The following is a 19,092-nucleotide window of genomic DNA, read 5'->3' as shown; positions in this document are numbered from 1 at the left end:
AAAAGTGAATTAATTTTACCCGATTTTGCCGCCTCAACCCACCATATAAGTGGCGGTTGCGCTGGCGATATACACCTGCTCTTCGTTGTGTAATTCAACGCGCGCCACGGCGACTTTATTCCCCGCGCGCAGCAGGCTGCTGGTACAGGTAAAGCGATTTCCGCGCCCCGGGCGAAGATAGTCGACGCGCAGATCGATGGTGCCCATGCGCGCCAGACGCTGGCGGAGTTCGTCTTCGTTGATGGTGTCATGGCGGGTCAGCGTGCTGCCCACGCAGACCAGACCTGCCGCCACGTCAAGCGCGGAGGCAATCACGCCGCCGTGCAAAATACTTTGCGCCCAGTTCCCTACCATCATCGGCTGGTTGTTGAAGCTCAGCTGGGCAAAGTCTTTCTCGTAACGCTCCAGCTCCAGTCCCAGCGCGCGGTTAAACGGCATATGGTAAACAAAAATCTCGCCCACGAGTTTTAACACTTCTTCGGCGGTAAGCATGGCTGACATGAGGCATCACATCCTTATTGTTAACGAAATGTTGATTTTATGCCTCAGCAACAAGGAATTCCACTTTCAGAAACGAGGATGCAGCAGTTGTCGCAGAAGTCTGTAGAATGTCCGCCACATAACTATTTAGCTAATTTTACTCTTTTGCAGGAGAACACCACCGATGCGGACGTATCTGGCATGGTTACTGGCGGCGGTTGCGCTGCCCCTCACAGCATATGCGCAGGAAGCGACAATCAAAGAGGTGCATGATAAGCCTGCCGTTCACGGTAGCATTATCGCGAACCTTCTTCAGGAGCATGACAATCCGTTCACGCTCTATCCGTATGACACCAACTACGTGATTTACACCCAGACCAGCGATCTCAACAAAGAGGCGATAAGCTCCTATAACTGGTCTGATAATGCGCGTAAAGATGAGGTGAAGTTCCAGCTCAGCCTCGCTTTCCCGTTCTGGCGCGGCATTCTGGGACCGAACTCGGTGTTTGGTGCCTCCTATACGCAGAAGTCCTGGTGGCAGCTCTCTAACAGCGGGGAATCCTCGCCGTTCCGCGAAACCAACTATGAGCCCCAGCTGTTCCTCGGCTTTGCAACGGATTATGAGTTTGCGGGCTGGACGTTACGCGATGTGGAAGTGGGCTTTAACCATGACTCTAACGGACGTTCCGATCCGACATCCCGTAGCTGGAACCGTGCCTATACGCGCCTGATGGCGCAGAACGGTAACTGGATGGTGGAAGTGAAGCCGTGGTATGTGGTCGGCAGCACTGATGACAACCCGGACATCACCAAATATATGGGCTACTACCAGCTTAAAGTCGGCTACCAGTTAGGTGATGCCGTGCTGAGTGCGAAAGGTCAGTATAACTGGAACACCGGCTACGGCGGCGCGGAAGTGGGCTTAAGCTATCCGGTAAGCAAGCATGTCCGCCTTTATACGCAAGTCTACAGCGGTTACGGCGAGTCGCTTATCGATTACAACTTCAACCAGACCCGCGTCGGCGTGGGCGTGATGCTGAACGATATTCTCTAGGCTGTTCGAATGTTTTTGCGTTAAACGTTGAAGTTTCTCTCTCAGGCGCTGAAAATAGCGCCTGTTTCATTTCAGGCATATGGGGTTAACGTGGCGCAGGCGGAAGTATTGAATCAGGAGTCGCTGGCTAAACAGGTTTTGCATGAAACCTTTGGCTACCAGCAGTTCCGCCCTGGCCAGGAAACCATCATTGAAACGGTGCTGGAAGGTCGTGATTGCCTGGTGGTAATGCCGACCGGCGGCGGCAAGTCCCTCTGTTATCAGGTTCCCGCGCTGGTGCTTAACGGCCTGACGGTCGTGGTATCCCCCCTAATTTCTCTGATGAAAGACCAGGTTGACCAGCTACTCGCCAACGGCGTGGCGGCGGCCTGTCTCAACTCGACCCAAACCCGGGAGCAGCAGCAAGAGGTCATGGCCGGGTGCCGCACCGGGCAGATCCGCCTGCTGTATATCGCCCCGGAGCGCCTGATGCTGGATAACTTCCTCGACCACCTGGCGCACTGGAACCCGGTCCTGCTGGCGGTGGATGAAGCGCACTGTATTTCCCAGTGGGGACACGATTTCCGCCCGGAATACGCCGCCCTCGGCCAGCTGCGTCAGCGCTTCCCCGAGCTGCCGTTTATGGCGCTTACCGCCACGGCGGATGATACCACGCGGCTGGATATCGTTCGCCTGCTCGGGCTGAACGACCCCTATATCCAGGTCAGCAGCTTCGATCGCCCAAACATCCGCTATATGCTGATGGAAAAGTTCAAGCCGCTGGATCAGCTCCTGCGCTACGTCCAGGAGCAGCGCGGCAAGTCCGGCATCATCTACTGCAACAGCCGCGCAAAGGTGGAAGACACCGCCGCGCGTCTGCAAAACCGCGGCTTTAGCGCGGCGGCATACCATGCCGGGTTAGAGAACCACATCCGCGCCGACGTGCAGGAAAAATTCCAGCGCGACGACCTGCAGATCGTCGTCGCGACGGTGGCGTTTGGGATGGGCATCAACAAGCCCAACGTGCGCTTTGTGGTGCACTTCGACATTCCGCGCAATATCGAATCCTACTATCAGGAGACCGGCCGCGCCGGGCGCGACGGTCTGCCTGCGGAAGCGATGCTGTTTTACGATCCGGCCGATATGGCGTGGCTGCGGCGCTGTCTGGAAGAGAAGCCGCAGGGACAGCTGCAGGATATCGAGCGCCACAAGCTCAACGCGATGGGCGCGTTTGCCGAAGCGCAAACCTGCCGTCGTCTGGTGCTGCTCAACTACTTTGGTGAAGGGCGCCAGGAGCCTTGCGGCAACTGCGATATCTGCCTCGATCCGCCGAAGCAGTACGATGGCCTCATGGACGCGCGTAAGGCGCTCTCGACTATTTACCGCGTGAACCAGCGCTTCGGTATGGGCTACGTGGTGGAAGTGCTGCGTGGCGCCAACAACCAGCGTATCCGCGACATGGGCCACGACAAGCTGCCTGTCTACGGTATTGGCAAGGATCAGAGCCACGAGCACTGGGTCAGCATTATTCGCCAGCTGATTCACCTCGGCTTCGCCACGCAGAACATTGCCCAGCACTCCGCCCTGCAGCTGACCGAAGCGGCGCGTCCGGTGCTGCGCGGTGACGTTGAGCTCAAGCTCGCCGTGCCGCGCGTCATCGCTCTGAAGCCGCGGGTGATGCAGAAATCCTACGGCGGCAACTATGACCGCAAGCTTTTCGCCAAACTGCGTAAGCTGCGTAAAGCCATCGCCGACGAAGAGAACATCCCGCCTTACGTGGTGTTCAACGACGCGACGCTGATTGAGATGGCCGAGCAGATGCCGCTTAGCGCCAGCGAGATGCTCAGCGTCAACGGCGTGGGGACGCGCAAGCTGGAGCGCTTCGGTAAAGAGTTTATGGCGCTCATCCGCTCTCACGCCGACGGCGACGATGAAGAGTAGTCAGCCGGGCGAAAAAGTGCCAGGATGATGACTCACTAAATTATTTCCCCGCGAGCTAATTATGTTAATGCTATTTCTCACCGTGGCATTAGTGCACATCGTTGCGCTGATGAGCCCCGGCCCGGACTTTTTCTTCGTGTCACAAACGGCCGTCAGCCGCTCCCGAAAAGAGGCGATGATGGGCGTGCTCGGTATCACCATGGGCGTTATGGTCTGGGCGGCCGTTGCGCTGCTCGGTCTGAACCTGATCCTGGCGAAGATGGCCTGGCTGCATAACATCATTATGGTCGGCGGCGGGCTGTACCTGTGCTGGATGGGCTACCAGATGCTGCGCGGGGCGCTGAAGAAAGAAGAGAAAAAACCGGAAGAGCCAAAGGTGGAGCTGGCAACGGGCGGTCGCAGCTTTGTAAAAGGGTTGCTGACTAATCTGGCGAACCCAAAAGCGATTATCTATTTCGGCTCGGTGTTCTCGCTGTTTGTCGGCGATAGCGTCGGCGCGGGCGCACGCTGGGGAATCTTCCTGCTGATCGTCGTTGAAACCTTTGCCTGGTTTACTATCGTGGCCAGCCTGTTTGCCTTACCGGCGATGCGCCGCGGCTATCAGCGTATCGCGAAGTGGATTGACGGCTTCGCCGGCGCGCTGTTCGCCGGCTTCGGCATTCATCTCATCATTTCTCGCTAAGCGTGACGCGCTGACGCAAGCAGCGCGCCAACCAGCATAAACAGCGAGCCAAAGACTTTATTCAGGGCCTTCATCTGCTTAGGCCCTTTAATCCACGCCGCAATTCGCTGCGCCAGCGTCGCGTAACCAATCATCACGATGATATCGACGATAATAGTGGTCGCGCCCAGCACCACGTACTGCATCACCTGGGGCTGATGCGGAACGATAAACTGCGGGAACAGCGCGGCGAGGAACACGATGCTCTTCGGGTTGGTCAGGTTGACGAATACCGCACGCTTAAACAGATGGCCGCGGTTTTGCGTCAGAGCCAGCGTATTCAGGTTGATGGAGCCTGCCGCGCGCCACTGCTGGATGCCGAGCCAAATCAGATAGGCTGCCCCGGCCCATTTCAGCACTTCAAACGCCAGCACCGAGCGGGAGAAAAGTGTCCCCAGACCAATCCCAACCAGCACAATATGAATGCCCAGCCCGGCCTGCAGTCCGGCAATGGATGCCACCGCACCGCGGTAACCGTGGTTGATTGAGGTAGTCATGGTGTTAATAGCACCCGAACCCGGAGAAAGGCTGAGGATAATGGATGTCAGCAGGTAGGCGAACCACCACTCGAAGGTCATTTGAAACTCCCGAACCGTCTATTTTTATGCCACAATACGCTATTATTGAGTCATTTTGTGACCGGTGACGAAAAAAACGATATTCCCTGGATTACGTGAGTGGAAACCCAATGTTTCAGCAGAAAAAGGACTGGGAAACACGAGAAAACGCTTTTGCTGCTTTCTCTATGGGGCCGCTGACCGATTTCTGGCGGCAGCGTGAGGAAGATGAGTTTACGGGCGTCGGGGGCATCCCGGTGCGTTTCGTTCGTTTCCGAAATGAAAAAAATGACCGGGTGATTGTGGTCTGCCCTGGGCGTATTGAAAGCTACGTTAAATACGCTGAGCTGGCCTACGACCTGGTCCATATGGGGTTCGATGTCCTGATTATCGACCACCGTGGGCAGGGGCTGTCCGGACGTATGCTTCCGGACACGCACCGTGGGCACGTCGATCGCTTCAGCGATTACGTCGACGATTTTGCCGCGTTCTGGCAGCAGGACGTTCAGCCCGGTCCCTGGCGTAAGCGATACATCCTTGCGCACTCCATGGGGGGCGCGATATCGACGCTGTTTTTGCAGCGTTATGAACACCAGTGCGATGCCATTGCGCTGACCGCGCCGATGTACGGTATCGTTATCCGTTTTCCTGACTGGATGGTGCGCCATCTTCTTGACTGGGCTGAGGGCCATCAGCGCATTCGTGAAGGTTACGCCATAGGTACAGGACGCTGGCGCGCGCTGCCGTTCGCCATCAACGTCTTAACCCATAGTCGGCAGCGTTATCGCCGCAACCTGCGCTTCTATGCCGATGAACCACGCTTACGCGTCGGCGGCCCGACCTGGCACTGGGTGCGGGAGGGTATTATGGCCGGTGAGCAGGTGCTGGCGGGCGTAGGCGATGATGATACGCCGACGCTTCTGATTCAGGCGGAAGAAGAGCGTGTGGTGGATAACCGCATGCATGACCGCTATTGTGAACTGCGCGCTGCTGCCGGTCACCCTTGTGAAGGGGGTAAACCGCTGGTCATTAACGGCGCGTTCCATGAGATCCTTTTTGAAAAGGACGCTATGCGCTCAGTCGCGCTCAACGCCATTGTTGAATTTTTCAACAGGCATAATTGATTTTTGTTTTCCACCAGAGGTTGAAATCCCTATGTACCAGGTTGTTGCATCTGATTTAGATGGCACGCTGCTTTCCCCCGACCACACCTTGTCGCCTTACGCGAAAGAGACCTTAAAACTCCTGACTGCACGTGGTGTGAACTTTGTGTTCGCTACCGGCCGCCACCACGTCGACGTGGGGCAGATCCGCGATAATCTCGAGATCAAATCGTACATGATCACCTCCAACGGTGCGCGCGTGCATGATACCGACGGCAACCTGATCTTTACCCACAACCTGGATCGCGATATTGCCGCCGATCTGTTTGGCGTGGTGCATAACAACCCGACTATCGTCACTAACGTTTACCGCGACGACGACTGGTTTATGAACCGCCACCGCCCGGATGAAATGCGTTTCTTCAAGGAAGCGGTATTCAACTACTCCCTTTACGAACCGGGCCTGCTGGAGCCGGAAGGGATCAGCAAGGTGTTCTTTACCTGTGATAGCCACGAAGAGCTGCTCCCGCTGGAACAGGCGATCAACGCTCGCTGGGGCGATCGCGTCAACGTAAGCTTCTCAACCCTGACCTGTCTTGAAGTGATGGCGGGTGGCGTCTCCAAAGGTCACGCGCTGGAAGCGGTTGCGAAACGCCTGGGCTTCGGGCTGAAAGACTGTATCGCCTTCGGTGACGGCATGAACGACGCCGAGATGCTTTCAATGGCAGGCAAGGGCTGCATCATGCAGAACGCGCACCAGCGTCTGAAGGATCTCCACCCTGAACTGGAAGTCATTGGTTCTAACGCTGACAACGCGGTACCGAAGTATCTGCGCAAGCTGTTCCTTGAATAATCTTCACTTGATTGTTTATTGCTCAGTTGTCAACTAAAGAGTTCGCTACAATGCCTCTCCTTCTTTCTGAGAGACAAGCATTGTGGCGCTACTCATTATCACCACTATCCTGTGGGCCTTCTCCTTTAGCCTGATTGGCGAATACCTTGCCGGTTCGGTCGACAGCTACTTCTCGGTGCTGATGCGCGTGGGGCTGGCGGCGCTGGTGTTCCTGCCGTTTCTGCGCACGCGCGGACAGTCGCTGAAAACGATTGTGCTGTATATGCTGGTGGGGGCGATGCAGCTCGGCATCATGTATTTGTTCAGCTTCCGGGCTTACGTCTATCTGTCCGTCTCGGAATTCCTGCTCTTTACCGTGCTGACGCCGCTCTACATCACGCTGATTTACGATCTGCTGAGTAAACGCCGTCTGCGCTGGGGATACCTGCTGAGCGCGGCGCTGGCGGTGATTGGCGCGGCGATTATTCGCTACGACAAAGTAAGCGATCACTTCTGGACCGGGCTGATGTTCGTCCAGCTCGCCAACATCAGTTTCGCTATCGGCATGGTGGGCTACAAACGCCTGATGGAAACCCGTCCGATGCCGCAGCATAACGCGTTCGCATGGTTTTATATGGGCGCCGCGATTGTCGCGGTAGCGGCGTGGTTTATGCTCGGTAACCCGCAAAAGTTGCCGACTACGTCCGTGCAGTGGGGCGTGCTGATCTGGCTGGGCGTCGTGGCTTCCGGGTTGGGGTACTTCATGTGGAACTACGGCGCGACTCAGGTCGACGCCGGTACGCTGGGGATCATGAACAACGTGCATGTCCCGGCAGGGCTGCTGGTCAACCTCGCTATCTGGCAGCAACAGCCGCACTGGCCGAGCTTCCTTATTGGGGGAGCGGTGATCCTGGCTTCGCTGTGGGTCCATCGCCGATGGGTCGCTCCGCGCTCCGCACAAACGGAAGATGATCGCACGCGTGGTTCCGCGCTGAGCGAATAAACGCCTCCGTAATCGGCTGACGCTGCTCGCCATCGCGCACGGCAGCGTACAGCCGGCTCCACAGTCCTTCTCCCAGGGTTTTGGTCACCACCAGACCCTGGCGTTCAAAGCTCTCCACCACCCAGTGCGGCAGCGCCGCGATACCCATTCTGGCCGCCACCATCTGAATCAGCAGCAGGGTGTTATCCACGCTTTTTAGCTGCGGGCTAATGCCCGCGGGCTGCAGGAAGTGACGCCAGATATCCAGACGACTACGCTGAACCGGGTAAATCAGCAGCGTTTCCGTCGCCAGGTCTTCCGGCGTGATGCGCGTTTTGGCCGCCAGCGGATGGTCCGGCGCCAGCACCAGGCGCACCTCATAATCAAACATCGGCGAATAGTGCAGGCCGCTGCGCGGCAGAATGTCAGAGGTCATGACCAGATCCAGCTCGCCCTGCTGCAGCGACGGCTGCGGGTCGAACGTCACGCCGGATTTAAAGTCCATCTCCACCTGCGGCCACTTCTGGCGGAAGTTCTCAAGCGCGGGGGTCAGCCACTGAATACAGCTGTGGCACTCAATAGCGATACGCAGTTTGGTCTGCTGCGGTTCGTTACACGCCTGCAGCGCGCTCGCGATCTGTGGCAGAACCTGATTCGCCAGCTGAAGGAGAATTTCACCCTGCGGCGTAAAGCGTAGCGGCTGGCTTTTACGCACAAAAAGACGGAAGCCGAGGCGTTGTTCCAGATCGCTGAACTGGTGAGAAAGGGCGGACTGTGTCTGGTGCAGCGTGGCCGCAGCAGCCGCGAGCGAACCGCAGTTCCGCAACGCTTGTAGCGTTTTCAGGTGTTTAATCTCGATCATGAAAGTCCTTCACTTCGCCATGAACATTTTGCGCTTGAGGAATATACAGTACCTGCCAATTATAGAAGTGTAAACATCTGGACGTCTAAATAACGAATTTCACAAGGGGTACACCATGACAATCCGCAATCACACTCTCGGTTTCCCTCGCGTTGGCCTGCGTCGCGAGCTGAAAAAAGCGCAAGAAAGCTACTGGGCGGGTAACGCCACGCGTGAAGAGCTGCTGGCGGTGGGACGCGAGCTGCGCGCCCGCCACTGGGATCAGCAGAAGCAGGCGGGCATTGACCTGCTGCCGGTGGGCGATTTCGCCTGGTACGACCATGTTCTGACGACCAGCCTGCTGCTTGGCAACGTGCCGGCTCGTCATCAGAACAAAGATGGATCGGTAGATATCGATACCCTGTTCCGCATCGGCCGTGGCCGTGCGCCAACGGGTGAGCCAGCGGCAGCGGCGGAGATGACCAAGTGGTTTAACACTAACTATCACTATATGGTGCCGGAGTTCGCCAAAGGCCAGCAGTTCAGACTGACCTGGACGCAGCTTCTGGATGAAGTGGACGAAGCGCTGGCGCTGGGCCACCAGGTTAAACCCGTGCTGCTGGGGCCAGTGACCTATTTGTGGCTGGGGAAAGTCAAAGGCGAGCAGTTCGATCGTCTGAGCCTGCTGAAGGACATTCTGCCGGTCTACAAACAGGTGCTGATTGAGCTGGGCAAACGCGGTATTCAGTGGGTGCAAATCGACGAACCGGCGCTGGTGCTCGAGTTGCCTCAGGAATGGCTCGATGCCTTCAAACCAGCGTATGACGCGCTCACCGGGGAGGTGAAGATGCTACTGACAACCTATTTCGAAGGCGTGACGCCGAACCTGAACACGATTACCGCGCTGCCGGTGCAGGGCCTGCACGTAGACCTTGTACACGGTAAAGATGATGTGACGGAGCTGCACAAGCGTTTGCCAGCGGACTGGCTGCTCTCCGCCGGTCTGGTGAATGGCCGTAACGTCTGGCGCGCCGATCTGACCGAGAAATACGCACAAATCAAAGACATCGTCGGTAAACGTGAGCTGTGGGTGGCCTCGTCCTGCTCGCTGCTGCACAGCCCGATCGACCTGAGCGTGGAAACCCGTCTCGACCCTGAAGTAAAGAGCTGGTTTGCCTTCGCGCTGCAAAAATGTGAAGAGCTGGCCCTGCTGCGCGACGCGCTGAACAGCGGCGACACGGCGGCAATTACCGAATGGAGCGCCCCGATCCGGGCGCGCCGCCACTCCGCGCGCGTGCATAACCCGGCGGTGGAAAAACGTCTGGCGGCCATCACCGCCCAGGACAGCCAGCGCCAGAGCCCGTATGAGGTGCGCGCCGAAGCCCAGCGCGCCCGCTTCAATCTGCCTGCGTGGCCGACCACGACGATTGGTTCCTTCCCGCAGACCACCGAGATCCGCGGCCTGCGTCTGGACTTTAAAAAGGGCAATCTGGATGCGAATCACTACCGCACCGGGATCGCGGAACACATCAAGCAGGCGATTATCGAGCAGGAACGCCTTGGGCTGGACGTGCTGGTGCACGGTGAAGCAGAGCGTAATGACATGGTGGAATACTTTGGCGAGCACCTGGACGGCTTCGTCTTTACCCAGAACGGCTGGGTGCAGAGCTATGGCTCCCGATGCGTGAAGCCGCCGGTGGTCATCGGTGACGTCAGCCGTCCGGAAGCGATCACGGTTGAGTGGGCGAAGTACGCCCAGTCCCTGACCGACAAGCCGGTGAAAGGCATGCTCACCGGTCCTGTGACCATTCTTTGCTGGTCCTTCCCGCGTGAAGACGTGACCCGTGAAACCATCGCCAAACAGATCGCCCTGGCGCTGCGTGATGAGGTGGCGGATCTGGAAGCCGCAGGCATTGGCATTATTCAGATTGACGAACCGGCCCTGCGCGAAGGTCTGCCGCTGCGTCGTAGCGACTGGGACGCCTACCTGCAGTGGGGCGTGGAGGCGTTCCGCATCAACGCCGCGGTGGCGAAGGACGACACTCAGATCCACACCCACATGTGTTATTGCGAATTTAACGACATCATGGATTCAATTGCCGCGCTGGACGCCGACGTGATCACTATTGAGACCTCGCGTTCAGATATGGAGCTGCTGGAGTCGTTTGAAGAATTCGACTACCCGAACGAAATCGGGCCGGGCGTGTACGACATCCACTCCCCGAACGTGCCGAGCGTGGAGTGGATTGAAGCCCTGCTGAAAAAAGCGGCCCAGCGTATTCCGGCAGAGCGTCTTTGGGTAAACCCGGACTGCGGACTGAAAACCCGCGGCTGGCCTGAAACCCGCGCAGCGCTGGCGAACATGGTGAAGGCAGCGCAGAATTTGCGTCAGGCGTAGGGGTATTGGATGGCCCGGTAAGGCGTAACTGCCTCCGGGCTTATTGTTATTACGCTTTCTTACCGCCGTACTGGCTAAACCACGCCAGCATTCTCTGCCAGCCATCTTTGGCTGATTCCGCGTGATAGCTCGGACGATAATCGGCGTTAAACGCATGCCCGGCATCCGGGTACACCACAATCTCCGCCTTCGCATTGGCCGCACGCAGCGCATGGCGCATGGTTTCTACCGAATCCAGCGAAATACCGGTATCCTGACCGCCATAAAGCCCTAACACGGGGGCATTTAACTCGGTGGCGATATCGACGGGATGTTTAGGCGAATTCAGCGTTTTTTCACCCACCAGTTTGCCGTACCAGGCGACAGCAGCTTTGAGCTGCGGGTTATGCGCGGCATACAGCCAGCTAATGCGACCGCCCCAGCAGAAACCGGTGACCAGCAGACGATGCGGATCGCCGCCATTGCGCGCCGCCCAGCTGGCGACATGATCGAGATCGGCCAGCACCTGCGCGTCCGGGACTTTGCTGACCAGGTTGCTGAGCAATGTTGGAATATCACTGTAGTCGTTCGGATCGCCCTGACGGAAGTAGAGCTCTGGCGCAACGGCCAGATACCCTTCCAGCGCCAGCCGGCGGCAGAGGTCGCGAATGTGTTCGTGAACACCAAATATCTCCTGAATCACAATCACGATGGGTAGCGGACCCTCTGCCGATTTTGGTCGGGCGTGATAAGCAGGCATATTCTCCCCCTGCGAGGGAATAGAGGTCTCGCCCGCGGTAATTGCCGCTTCTGGAGTCGACACGATGGTTGAAGCATGTGGGGCCGCAGCAGGTGCAAAACCGGTTTTTTCAGTCATGGCATTCTCCGTACCAATGAGTTAGCGCAAAGGTAAATATAGACACCAGGTTAACAACTCACAGTGCCTTAAACGGTCTATCTTTTGTGCAGCACCTGGCGATATAACTTGTTAATGTGATGTAAGTCACTTTTTTATGGAAATTCAATGTAACCATTTTCATTCATGGTGAGGTTCGTCACGAAAATATGCTTACTGCTTCTGTAAAGTACCGTTTTACTTCTTCTGACTAACCGACCCACAGAGGAGTCACCTATGTCTAAGTCTGATGTTTTTCATCTCGGCCTCACTAAAAACGATTTACAAGGGGCTACGCTCGCCATCGTCCCTGGCGATCCGGAGCGTGTGGAAAAGATCGCCGCGCTGATGGATAAGCCGGTCAAGCTGGCTGCCCATCGTGAGTTCACCACCTGGCGCGCAGAGCTGGATGGCAAAGCGGTGATCGTGTGCTCTACCGGTATCGGTGGTCCGTCTACGTCTATTGCTGTTGAAGAGCTGGCGCAGCTGGGCATCCGCACTTTCCTGCGTATCGGTACGACCGGCGCTATTCAGCCGCATATCAACGTCGGCGACGTTCTGGTCACGACCGCGTCCGTCCGTCTGGACGGCGCAAGCCTGCATTTTGCACCAATGGAATTCCCGGCAGTGGCTGATTTCGAATGTACCACCGCGCTGGTTGAAGCTGCGAAATCCGTAGGCGCAACCACTCACGTGGGCGTAACCGCCTCTTCCGACACCTTCTACCCGGGCCAGGAGCGTTACGATACCTTCTCAGGCCGCGTGGTTAGCCGTTTCAAAGGCTCAATGGAAGAGTGGCAGTCCATGGGTGTGATGAACTACGAAATGGAATCCGCAACGCTGCTGACCATGTGTGCAAGCCAGGGTCTGCGTGCCGGTATGGTGGCGGGCGTTATCGTCAACCGTACCCAGCAAGAGATCCCGAACGCCGAAACCATGAAGCAGACCGAAAGTCATGCAGTGAAAATCGTGGTGGAAGCAGCGCGTCGCCTGATCTAGTCCTCTCTTCTTAAATCAAAGGCCGACACGTTCGGCCTTTATTTTTTGCGTAGCGCCTCGCAGGAAAACCCTTTCAAACTGGACGTTTATACAGCACAATTCTATTTTGTGCGGGTAATACGTTGATGCAGGGGGCATTGTGGATATCTCAATCCTGATTTACGCGGTGATTGCGTTGGTGAGCTTAGGGATTGGCTGGCTGATTTCCAGCTACCAGCATGCGCAGCAGAAGGCCGACCAGCTGGCTGAGCGAGAAGAGATGGTCGCAGATTTAAGCGCTATAAAACAGCAGCTTGCGCTGAGCGAACACTGGCGCGATGAGTGTGAGTTGCTCAACAACGAGCTGCGCAACCTGCGTGATATCAACACGTCACTGGAGGCCGATCTCCGCGAAGTGACCACCCGCCTTGAATCTACCCAACTGCATGCGGAAGACAAAATCCGCCAGATGATCAACAGCGAGCAGCGTCTCAGCGAACAGTTTGAGAATCTCGCGAACCGCATTTTTGAGCACAGCAACCGCCGCGTTGACGAACAAAACCGCCAGAGCCTGAACAGCCTGCTGACGCCTCTGCGCGAGCAGCTGGACGGTTTTCGTCGTCAGGTGCAGGACAGTTTTGGTCAGGAAGCTCGTGAGCGGCACACCCTGGCTCATGAGATTCGCAATCTTCAGCAGCTAAATGCACAGATGGCGCAGGAAGCGGTCAACCTCACCCGAGCGCTCAAAGGGGACAACAAAACCCAGGGCAACTGGGGTGAGGTGGTGCTGACCCGCGTACTGGAAGCTTCCGGCCTGCGGGAAGGATATGAATACGAAACGCAGGTGAGTATCGAAAACGATGCCCGCTCGCGCATGCAGCCAGATGTGATCGTGCGGCTGCCGCAGGGCAAAGATGTGGTGATTGACGCCAAGATGACGCTGGTAGCGTATGAGCGTTACTTCAACGCGGAGGACGACTACACCCGCGAATCGGCGCTGCAGGAGCACATTGCCTCGGTGCGTAATCACATTCGCCTGCTCGGCAGAAAAGACTACCAGCAGTTGCCGGGTTTGCGCTCACTGGACTATGTCCTGATGTTTATTCCGGTAGAGCCCGCATTTCTGCTGGCACTCGACAGACAGCCTGAGCTTATAACCGAAGCGCTCAAAAATAATATTATGTTGGTCAGCCCCACCACGCTGCTGGTGGCGTTACGCACCATTGCGAACCTGTGGCGCTATGAGCACCAGAGCCGCAACGCGCAGCAGATTGCCGATCGTGCCAGCAAGCTGTACGACAAAATGCGCCTCTTTGTGGACGACATGTCTTCAGTCGGGCAAAGCCTGGATCGTGCGCAGGATAACTATCGCCAGGCGATGAAAAAACTCGCCTCCGGACGTGGCAATCTGCTGGCGCAGGCTGAATCATTCCGCAGCCTGGGGGTAGAAGTTAAACGCGAGATTAATCCGGAATTGGTCGAGCAGGCCACCGCCCAGGACGACGAGTTTCGCCTGCGAGAAGGGGCGAGCGAACAAAAAACAAACAGTGAAGACAACACGTTAGCGGCGGATTCATCACCAGACGAGATTCCAGCGCGTTTTTTTCGCGGTGGTTGAAACGTAGGGCAAACGCGCCCAATCTGATACACTTCACGAACATTTTACTGATAAGCAGGCTCTAAGATGGCTGACGATTCACAAGACACAACGCACTTTGGCTTTCAGACTGTCGCCAAAGCGCAGAAAGCTGACATGGTGGCCCACGTATTTCATTCCGTGGCGGCGAAGTACGATGTGATGAATGACCTGATGTCGTTCGGCATTCATCGCTTGTGGAAGCGCTTCACCATTGACTGTAGCGGCGTGCGTCGCGGACAAACGGTGCTGGATTTAGCTGGCGGTACGGGCGATTTAACCGCGAAATTCTCTCGTCTGGTGGGTGAAACCGGTCGCGTTGTTCTCGCCGATATTAATGACTCCATGCTGAAAATGGGACGCGAAAAGCTGCGTAACATCGGCGTGGTGGGGAATGTGGAATATGTGCAGGCAAACGCCGAAGCGCTGCCGTTCCCGGACAATACCTTTGACTGCATCACTATTTCCTTCGGTCTGCGTAACGTGACCGATAAAGAAAAAGCGCTGCGCTCCATGTACCGCGTGCTGAAGCCGGGTGGACGCTTGCTGGTGCTTGAATTCTCCAAACCGATTATTGAGCCGCTGAGCAAAGCCTACGACGCCTATTCCTTCCACGTGCTGCCGCGCATCGGTGAGCTGGTGGCTAACGACGCTGAAAGCTACCGCTATCTGGCGGAATCTATCCGTATGCACCCGGATCAGGACACATTAAAAGCCATGATGCAGGATGCAGAATTTGAGAACGTTGAATATTTCAACCTGACGGCGGGTGTCGTCGCGCTGCATCGCGGTTACAAGTTCTGAGTGGAGGTGTCCCGTGCCCTTTAAGCCCTTAGTCACCGCAGGTATCGAAAACGTACTGAATGCCTTTCTCTATCGTGCTCCGGCGCTGAAAGCAGCGCGTCAGCGGCTAAACGGGAAGATATTACGTATTGTTTTAAAAGAGTTCTCGACGCCGCTTGTGCTGGTATTCAGCGAACGCCAGCTTGACGTTCTGGGGGCGTGGGAAGGTGAAGCTGACTGCTCGGTCATCACGCACATGAGCGTGCTGCCAAAACTGCGCGATCGCCAGCAATTAACGGCGCTTATCCGCAGCGGTGAGCTGGAGGTGGAAGGCGACATTCAGGTCGTGCAAAACTTCGTTGCCCTCACCGATCTGGCGGAGTTCGATCCGGCAGAGCTGCTCGCGCCTTTTATCGGCGACATTGCTGCCGAAGGCATCGGGAAAGCCCTTCATGGTGGCGCCTCCTTTGCGCGTAAAAGCCTCCAGCGCCAACAACGCTATGTGGCGGAAGTGATGACTGAGGAGTGGCGAATGGCGCCCGGGCCACTGGAAGTTGCATGGTTTGCGGAAGAAACCGCTGCTGTTGAACGCGCGGTTGATGCGTTTACCAAACGGCTGGAAAAACTGGAGGGCAAATGACGCCTGGTGAAATTCGGCGCCTCTATTTTATTATTCGCACCTTTTTGAGCTACGGGCTCGACGAGCTTATTCCCAAAATGCGCATCACGCTGCCGCTTCGCATCTGGCGGCGGATGCTGTTCTGGATGCCCAATCGCCACAAAGGTCAACCGCTGGGTGAGCGTCTGCGCCTGGCGCTGCAGGAACTCGGTCCGGTATGGATTAAATTCGGGCAGATGCTCTCGACCCGCCGCGACCTCTTCCCGCCTCTCATTGCCGATGAGCTCGCAATGCTTCAGGACCGCGTCGCACCCTTTGACGGCGCGCGCGCGAAAAAGCAAATTGAAGAGGCGATGGGAAATGTACCCGTCGAAACCTGGTTTGACGATTTCGATATTCAGCCGCTGGCGTCGGCCTCTATCGCGCAGGTGCACACCGCGCGTTTGAAAGAAAACGGCAAAGAAGTCGTTATCAAAGTTATTCGTCCGGACATCCTGCCAGTCATCAAAGCGGACATGAAGCTGATTTATCGTCTGGCGCGCTGGGTGCCACGCTTGCTGCCGGACGGGCGCCGCCTTCGTCCACTGGAAGTGGTGCGGGAATATGAAAAAACGCTGATTGATGAGCTTAACCTGCTGCGCGAATCGGCAAACGCCATTCAGCTGCGCCGCAACTTTGAAAACAGCCCGATGCTCTATGTACCTGAAGTCTATTCTGACTACTGCAGCCAGAACATGATGGTGATGGAGCGTATCTACGGTATTCCGGTTTCGGATGTCGTAGCCCTGGAGAAGCAGGGAACAAACATGAAGCTCCTGGCCGAACGTGGCGTACAGGTCTTCTTTACCCAGGTATTCCGCGACAGCTTTTTCCATGCGGACATGCATCCGGGCAATATCTTTGTGAGCTACGAACACCCTGAGGACCCGAAATATATCGGTATCGACTGCGGGATTGTGGGGTCGCTGAACAAAGAAGATAAACGGTATCTGGCTGAGAACTTCATCGCGTTCTTCAACCGCGACTACCGTAAGGTGGCCGAGCTGCACGTCGATTCCGGCTGGGTTCCGCCGGACACTAACGTCGAAGAGTTCGAGTTTGCGATCCGGACCGTTTGTGAACCGATTTTTGAAAAACCACTGGCGGAAATCTCCTTTGGGCACGTACTGTTGAACCTGTTCAACACGGCTCGCCGGTTTAATATGGAAGTTCAGCCACAGCTAGTTTTACTCCAGAAAACATTACTTTACGTTGAGGGTGTAGGCCGACAGCTCTATCCTCAGTTAGACTTGTGGAAGACTGCGAAACCTTTCCTTGAATCCTGGATTAAGGATCAGGTTGGCATTCCAGCGCTGGTGCGCTCGCTGAAAGAGAAGGGCCCGTTCTGGATAGAAAAAATGCCTGAAATTCCCGAACTGGTTTATGACAGTTTGCGTCAGAGCAAGAACCTTCAGCACAGCATGGATAAAATCGCCCGCGAGCTTCAGTCCAGCCGCGTTCGCCAGGGGCAGTCCCGCTATCTCTTTGGGATTGGCGCAACGCTGCTGTTGAGCGGTACGCTGCTGCTGATCAACCGTCCGGACTGGCAGATGATGCCAGCCTGGCTGATGGCTGGCGGGGTGGTAGTCTGGCTTGCCGGATGGCGAAAAACGCGCTGAGTTTGCGTCGCCATCGATGGGTCGCATACGTATAATGCGACCTGACTCATTAATCATCTATCCCTGAGGAACATGTATGGGTGGTATCAGTATCTGGCAATTGTTGATCATTGCCGTCATCGTCGTGCTGCTGTTTGGCACCAAAAAGCTCGGTTCTATTGGTTCCGATCTGGGCGCGTCTATCAAAGGCTTTAAGAAAGCGATGAGCGATGATGAGAGCAAGCAGGATAAAACCAGCCAGGACGCTGACTTTACTGCTAAATCCATCTCCGACAAGCAAGAAGAAGCCAAAAAGGAAGACGCCAAACGCCACGATAAAGAGCAGGTATAAGTCGTGTTTGACATTGGTTTTGGTGAGCTGCTGCTGGTCTTTGTGATTGGCCTGATCGTGCTGGGGCCGCAGCGTCTGCCGGTGGCGGTGAAAACCGTTGCGGGCTGGGTGCGTGCGCTGAGATCGCTGGCATCGACCGTTCAGAATGAGCTGGCGCAGGAGCTTAAGCTGCAGGAATTTCAGGAAAGCCTCAAAAAGGTCGAGAAGGCGAGCATGGATAATCTGACGCCGGAACTGAAAGCCTCAATGGATGAACTGCGTGAAGCGGCGGAATCCATGAAGCGCTCCTACAGCATTAACGATCCTGAAAAAGCGAGCGATGAAGCGAACACCATCCATAACCCGGTGGTGAAGGGCAGCGAGGAGCAGCGCGAGGGCGTAACGCCTGCCAGCGCTGAACATCAGGCTGCTGCGCCAGAACAGACGCCGCAGGAAACCGAAGTGAAAAAACAGGCGCAGCCGGAAGAACCGGTAACTAAAACGGCGGAAGTAAAGCCCGCTGCGTCCGTTTCCGAATCATCCCCCTCGTCGAGTGATAAAGCGTAAACATGGCAGTAGATGATACTCAACCGCTGATTACGCACCTCATAGAGCTGCGTAAGCGCCTGTTAAACTGCATTATTGCAGTTTTCGTTATTTTTCTATGCCTGGTTTATTTCGCCAACGATATCTACCAGGTTGTCTCTGCACCATTAATTAAGCAGATGCCGCTGGGCGCAACGATGATTGCGACGGATGTGGCTTCTCCGTTCTTTACCCCCATTAAGCTGACCTTCTGGGTGTCGTTGATAGCCTCTGCGCCCGTCATTCTTTACCAGGTATGGGCGTTTGTGGCGCCCGCGCTGTATAAACACGAACGCAAGCTGGTTATCCCGCTGCTGGTGTCCAGCTCGCTGCTGTTCTATATCGGCATGGCGTTTGCCTATTTCGTTGTCTTCCCGCTGGCCTTCGGCTTCCTGACGCATACCGCGCCGGAAGGGGTCCAGGTGTCGACGGATATTGCCAGCTACCTCAGCTTTGTGATGGCGCTGTTTATGGCGTTTGGCGTGGCATTCGAAGTGCCGGTGGCCATTGTGCTGCTTTGCTGGGTAGGGGTTACGACCCCGGATGACCTGCGTAAGAAGCGTCCGTATATTCTGGTGGGCGCCTTCGTGGTCGGCATGCTGCTAACGCCGCCGGATGTGTTCTCGCAGACGCTGCTGGCCATACCGATGTACTGTCTGTTTGAGGTCGGCGTTTTCTTCTCGCGTTTCTACGTGGGTAAAGGACGTCGAGCGGATGACGAAGACGATACGTCCGACAAGACCACTGAAGAGTAAAACCAG

19 protein-coding genes are annotated in these 19,092 nt (G+C 56.3%); 15 read left to right on the top strand and 4 right to left on the bottom strand.

Annotation, left to right across the window (positions count from 1 at the left end):
• Positions 1–33: 33 nt before the first annotated feature.
• Positions 34–501 carry an acyl-CoA thioesterase YigI gene (yigI, locus tag ACW9E7_RS19500; protein ID WP_008501538.1) on the bottom strand — a complete coding sequence of 156 codons (468 nt, stop codon included), beginning with the start codon at positions 499–501 and terminating at the stop codon, positions 34–36.
• 163 nt (positions 502–664) lie between these two features.
• On the opposite strand from yigI, the gene pldA reads away from it, so the two are divergent.
• The 3 genes from pldA to rhtC all read left to right on the top strand — a co-directional run bounded on the left by pldA (position 665) and on the right by rhtC (position 4,136).
• Positions 665–1,534: a phospholipase A gene (pldA, locus tag ACW9E7_RS19495; protein ID WP_133295316.1), complete on the top strand. Its 870-nt coding sequence runs from the start codon at positions 665–667 to the stop codon at positions 1,532–1,534.
• Positions 1,535–1,624: 90 nt separating this feature from the next.
• Positions 1,625–3,454, top strand: a complete 1,830-nt coding sequence (gene recQ / locus ACW9E7_RS19490) for an ATP-dependent DNA helicase RecQ (protein ID WP_047345452.1) — start codon at positions 1,625–1,627, stop codon at positions 3,452–3,454.
• A gap of 61 nt (positions 3,455–3,515) precedes the next feature.
• Complete coding sequence (gene rhtC / locus ACW9E7_RS19485; RefSeq protein ID WP_010426287.1) at positions 3,516–4,136, top strand: threonine export protein RhtC; 621 nt, start codon at positions 3,516–3,518, stop codon at positions 4,134–4,136.
• Here the strand turns inward: rhtC and rhtB are convergent.
• Positions 4,133–4,753 (bottom strand): homoserine/homoserine lactone efflux protein, encoded by a 621-nt coding sequence (gene rhtB / locus ACW9E7_RS19480; RefSeq protein ID WP_458728237.1) that lies wholly within the window; start codon positions 4,751–4,753, stop codon positions 4,133–4,135. The genes rhtC and rhtB overlap by 4 nt on opposite strands.
• Positions 4,754–4,863: 110 nt before the next feature.
• Between rhtB and pldB the strand changes: the two genes are divergently transcribed.
• The 3 genes from pldB to ACW9E7_RS19465 all read left to right on the top strand — a co-directional run bounded on the left by pldB (position 4,864) and on the right by ACW9E7_RS19465 (position 7,670).
• Complete coding sequence (pldB, locus tag ACW9E7_RS19475; protein WP_111963538.1) at positions 4,864–5,856, top strand: lysophospholipase L2; 993 nt, start codon at positions 4,864–4,866, stop codon at positions 5,854–5,856.
• A gap of 31 nt (positions 5,857–5,887) precedes the next feature.
• Positions 5,888–6,688, top strand: coding sequence for a sugar/pyridoxal phosphate phosphatase YigL (gene yigL, locus ACW9E7_RS19470; protein WP_136196058.1), 801 nt, complete (start codon positions 5,888–5,890; stop codon positions 6,686–6,688).
• An 82-nt stretch (positions 6,689–6,770) separates the two neighbouring features.
• Positions 6,771–7,670, top strand: coding sequence for a carboxylate/amino acid/amine transporter (locus ACW9E7_RS19465; protein WP_133295315.1), 900 nt, complete (start codon positions 6,771–6,773; stop codon positions 7,668–7,670).
• Here the strand turns inward: ACW9E7_RS19465 and metR are convergent.
• Entirely contained in the window at positions 7,558–8,511 is a 954-nt protein-coding gene (metR, locus tag ACW9E7_RS19460) for an HTH-type transcriptional regulator MetR (RefSeq protein WP_045357166.1), read from the bottom strand. The two genes, ACW9E7_RS19465 and metR, sit on opposite strands and share 113 nt — an antisense overlap.
• Positions 8,512–8,626: 115 nt before the next feature.
• On the opposite strand from metR, the gene metE reads away from it, so the two are divergent.
• A complete protein-coding gene (metE, locus tag ACW9E7_RS19455) occupies positions 8,627–10,888 on the top strand; it encodes a 5-methyltetrahydropteroyltriglutamate--homocysteine S-methyltransferase (protein WP_458728236.1) in 2,262 nt (753 codons plus the stop codon).
• Positions 10,889–10,937: 49 nt separating this feature from the next.
• Here the strand turns inward: metE and ACW9E7_RS19450 are convergent, their stop codons facing one another.
• On the bottom strand, positions 10,938–11,744 hold the full coding sequence (locus ACW9E7_RS19450) for a dienelactone hydrolase family protein (RefSeq protein ID WP_115877022.1): 807 nt from the start codon (positions 11,742–11,744) through the stop codon (positions 10,938–10,940).
• A gap of 255 nt (positions 11,745–11,999) precedes the next feature.
• Here ACW9E7_RS19450 and udp point away from each other — a divergent pair, with 255 nt between their 5' ends.
• From udp to tatC, 8 genes are all read left to right on the top strand, one after another.
• Complete coding sequence (gene udp / locus ACW9E7_RS19445) at positions 12,000–12,761, top strand: uridine phosphorylase (protein WP_003860792.1); 762 nt, start codon at positions 12,000–12,002, stop codon at positions 12,759–12,761.
• Between the two features lie 139 nt (positions 12,762–12,900).
• Positions 12,901–14,358: a DNA recombination protein RmuC gene (gene rmuC, locus ACW9E7_RS19440; protein WP_133295314.1), complete on the top strand. Its 1,458-nt coding sequence runs from the start codon at positions 12,901–12,903 to the stop codon at positions 14,356–14,358.
• Positions 14,359–14,424: 66 nt separating this feature from the next.
• On the top strand, positions 14,425–15,180 hold the full coding sequence (ubiE, locus tag ACW9E7_RS19435; RefSeq protein WP_023309612.1) for a bifunctional demethylmenaquinone methyltransferase/2-methoxy-6-polyprenyl-1,4-benzoquinol methylase UbiE: 756 nt from the start codon (positions 14,425–14,427) through the stop codon (positions 15,178–15,180).
• Positions 15,181–15,193: 13 nt separating this feature from the next.
• Entirely contained in the window at positions 15,194–15,799 is a 606-nt protein-coding gene (gene ubiJ, locus ACW9E7_RS19430; RefSeq protein WP_126304516.1) for a ubiquinone biosynthesis protein UbiJ, read from the top strand.
• Positions 15,796–17,436 (top strand): ubiquinone biosynthesis regulatory protein kinase UbiB, encoded by a 1,641-nt coding sequence (gene ubiB / locus ACW9E7_RS19425; protein ID WP_111963544.1) that lies wholly within the window; start codon positions 15,796–15,798, stop codon positions 17,434–17,436. The genes ubiJ and ubiB overlap by 4 nt, the downstream gene beginning before the upstream one ends.
• Positions 17,437–17,512: 76 nt before the next feature.
• Positions 17,513–17,767: a Sec-independent protein translocase subunit TatA gene (gene tatA, locus ACW9E7_RS19420; protein ID WP_020882874.1), complete on the top strand. Its 255-nt coding sequence runs from the start codon at positions 17,513–17,515 to the stop codon at positions 17,765–17,767.
• A gap of 3 nt (positions 17,768–17,770) precedes the next feature.
• On the top strand, positions 17,771–18,313 hold the full coding sequence (gene tatB, locus ACW9E7_RS19415; protein WP_115877025.1) for a Sec-independent protein translocase protein TatB: 543 nt from the start codon (positions 17,771–17,773) through the stop codon (positions 18,311–18,313).
• A gap of 2 nt (positions 18,314–18,315) precedes the next feature.
• Entirely contained in the window at positions 18,316–19,086 is a 771-nt protein-coding gene (gene tatC, locus ACW9E7_RS19410; protein ID WP_115877026.1) for a Sec-independent protein translocase subunit TatC, read from the top strand.
• The last annotated feature ends 6 nt before the right edge of the window (positions 19,087–19,092 follow it).

The sequence above is a fragment of the Enterobacter sp. H2G27 genome (assembly GCF_054403075.1).
This window is presented reverse-complemented; position numbering and strand designations above follow the sequence as displayed.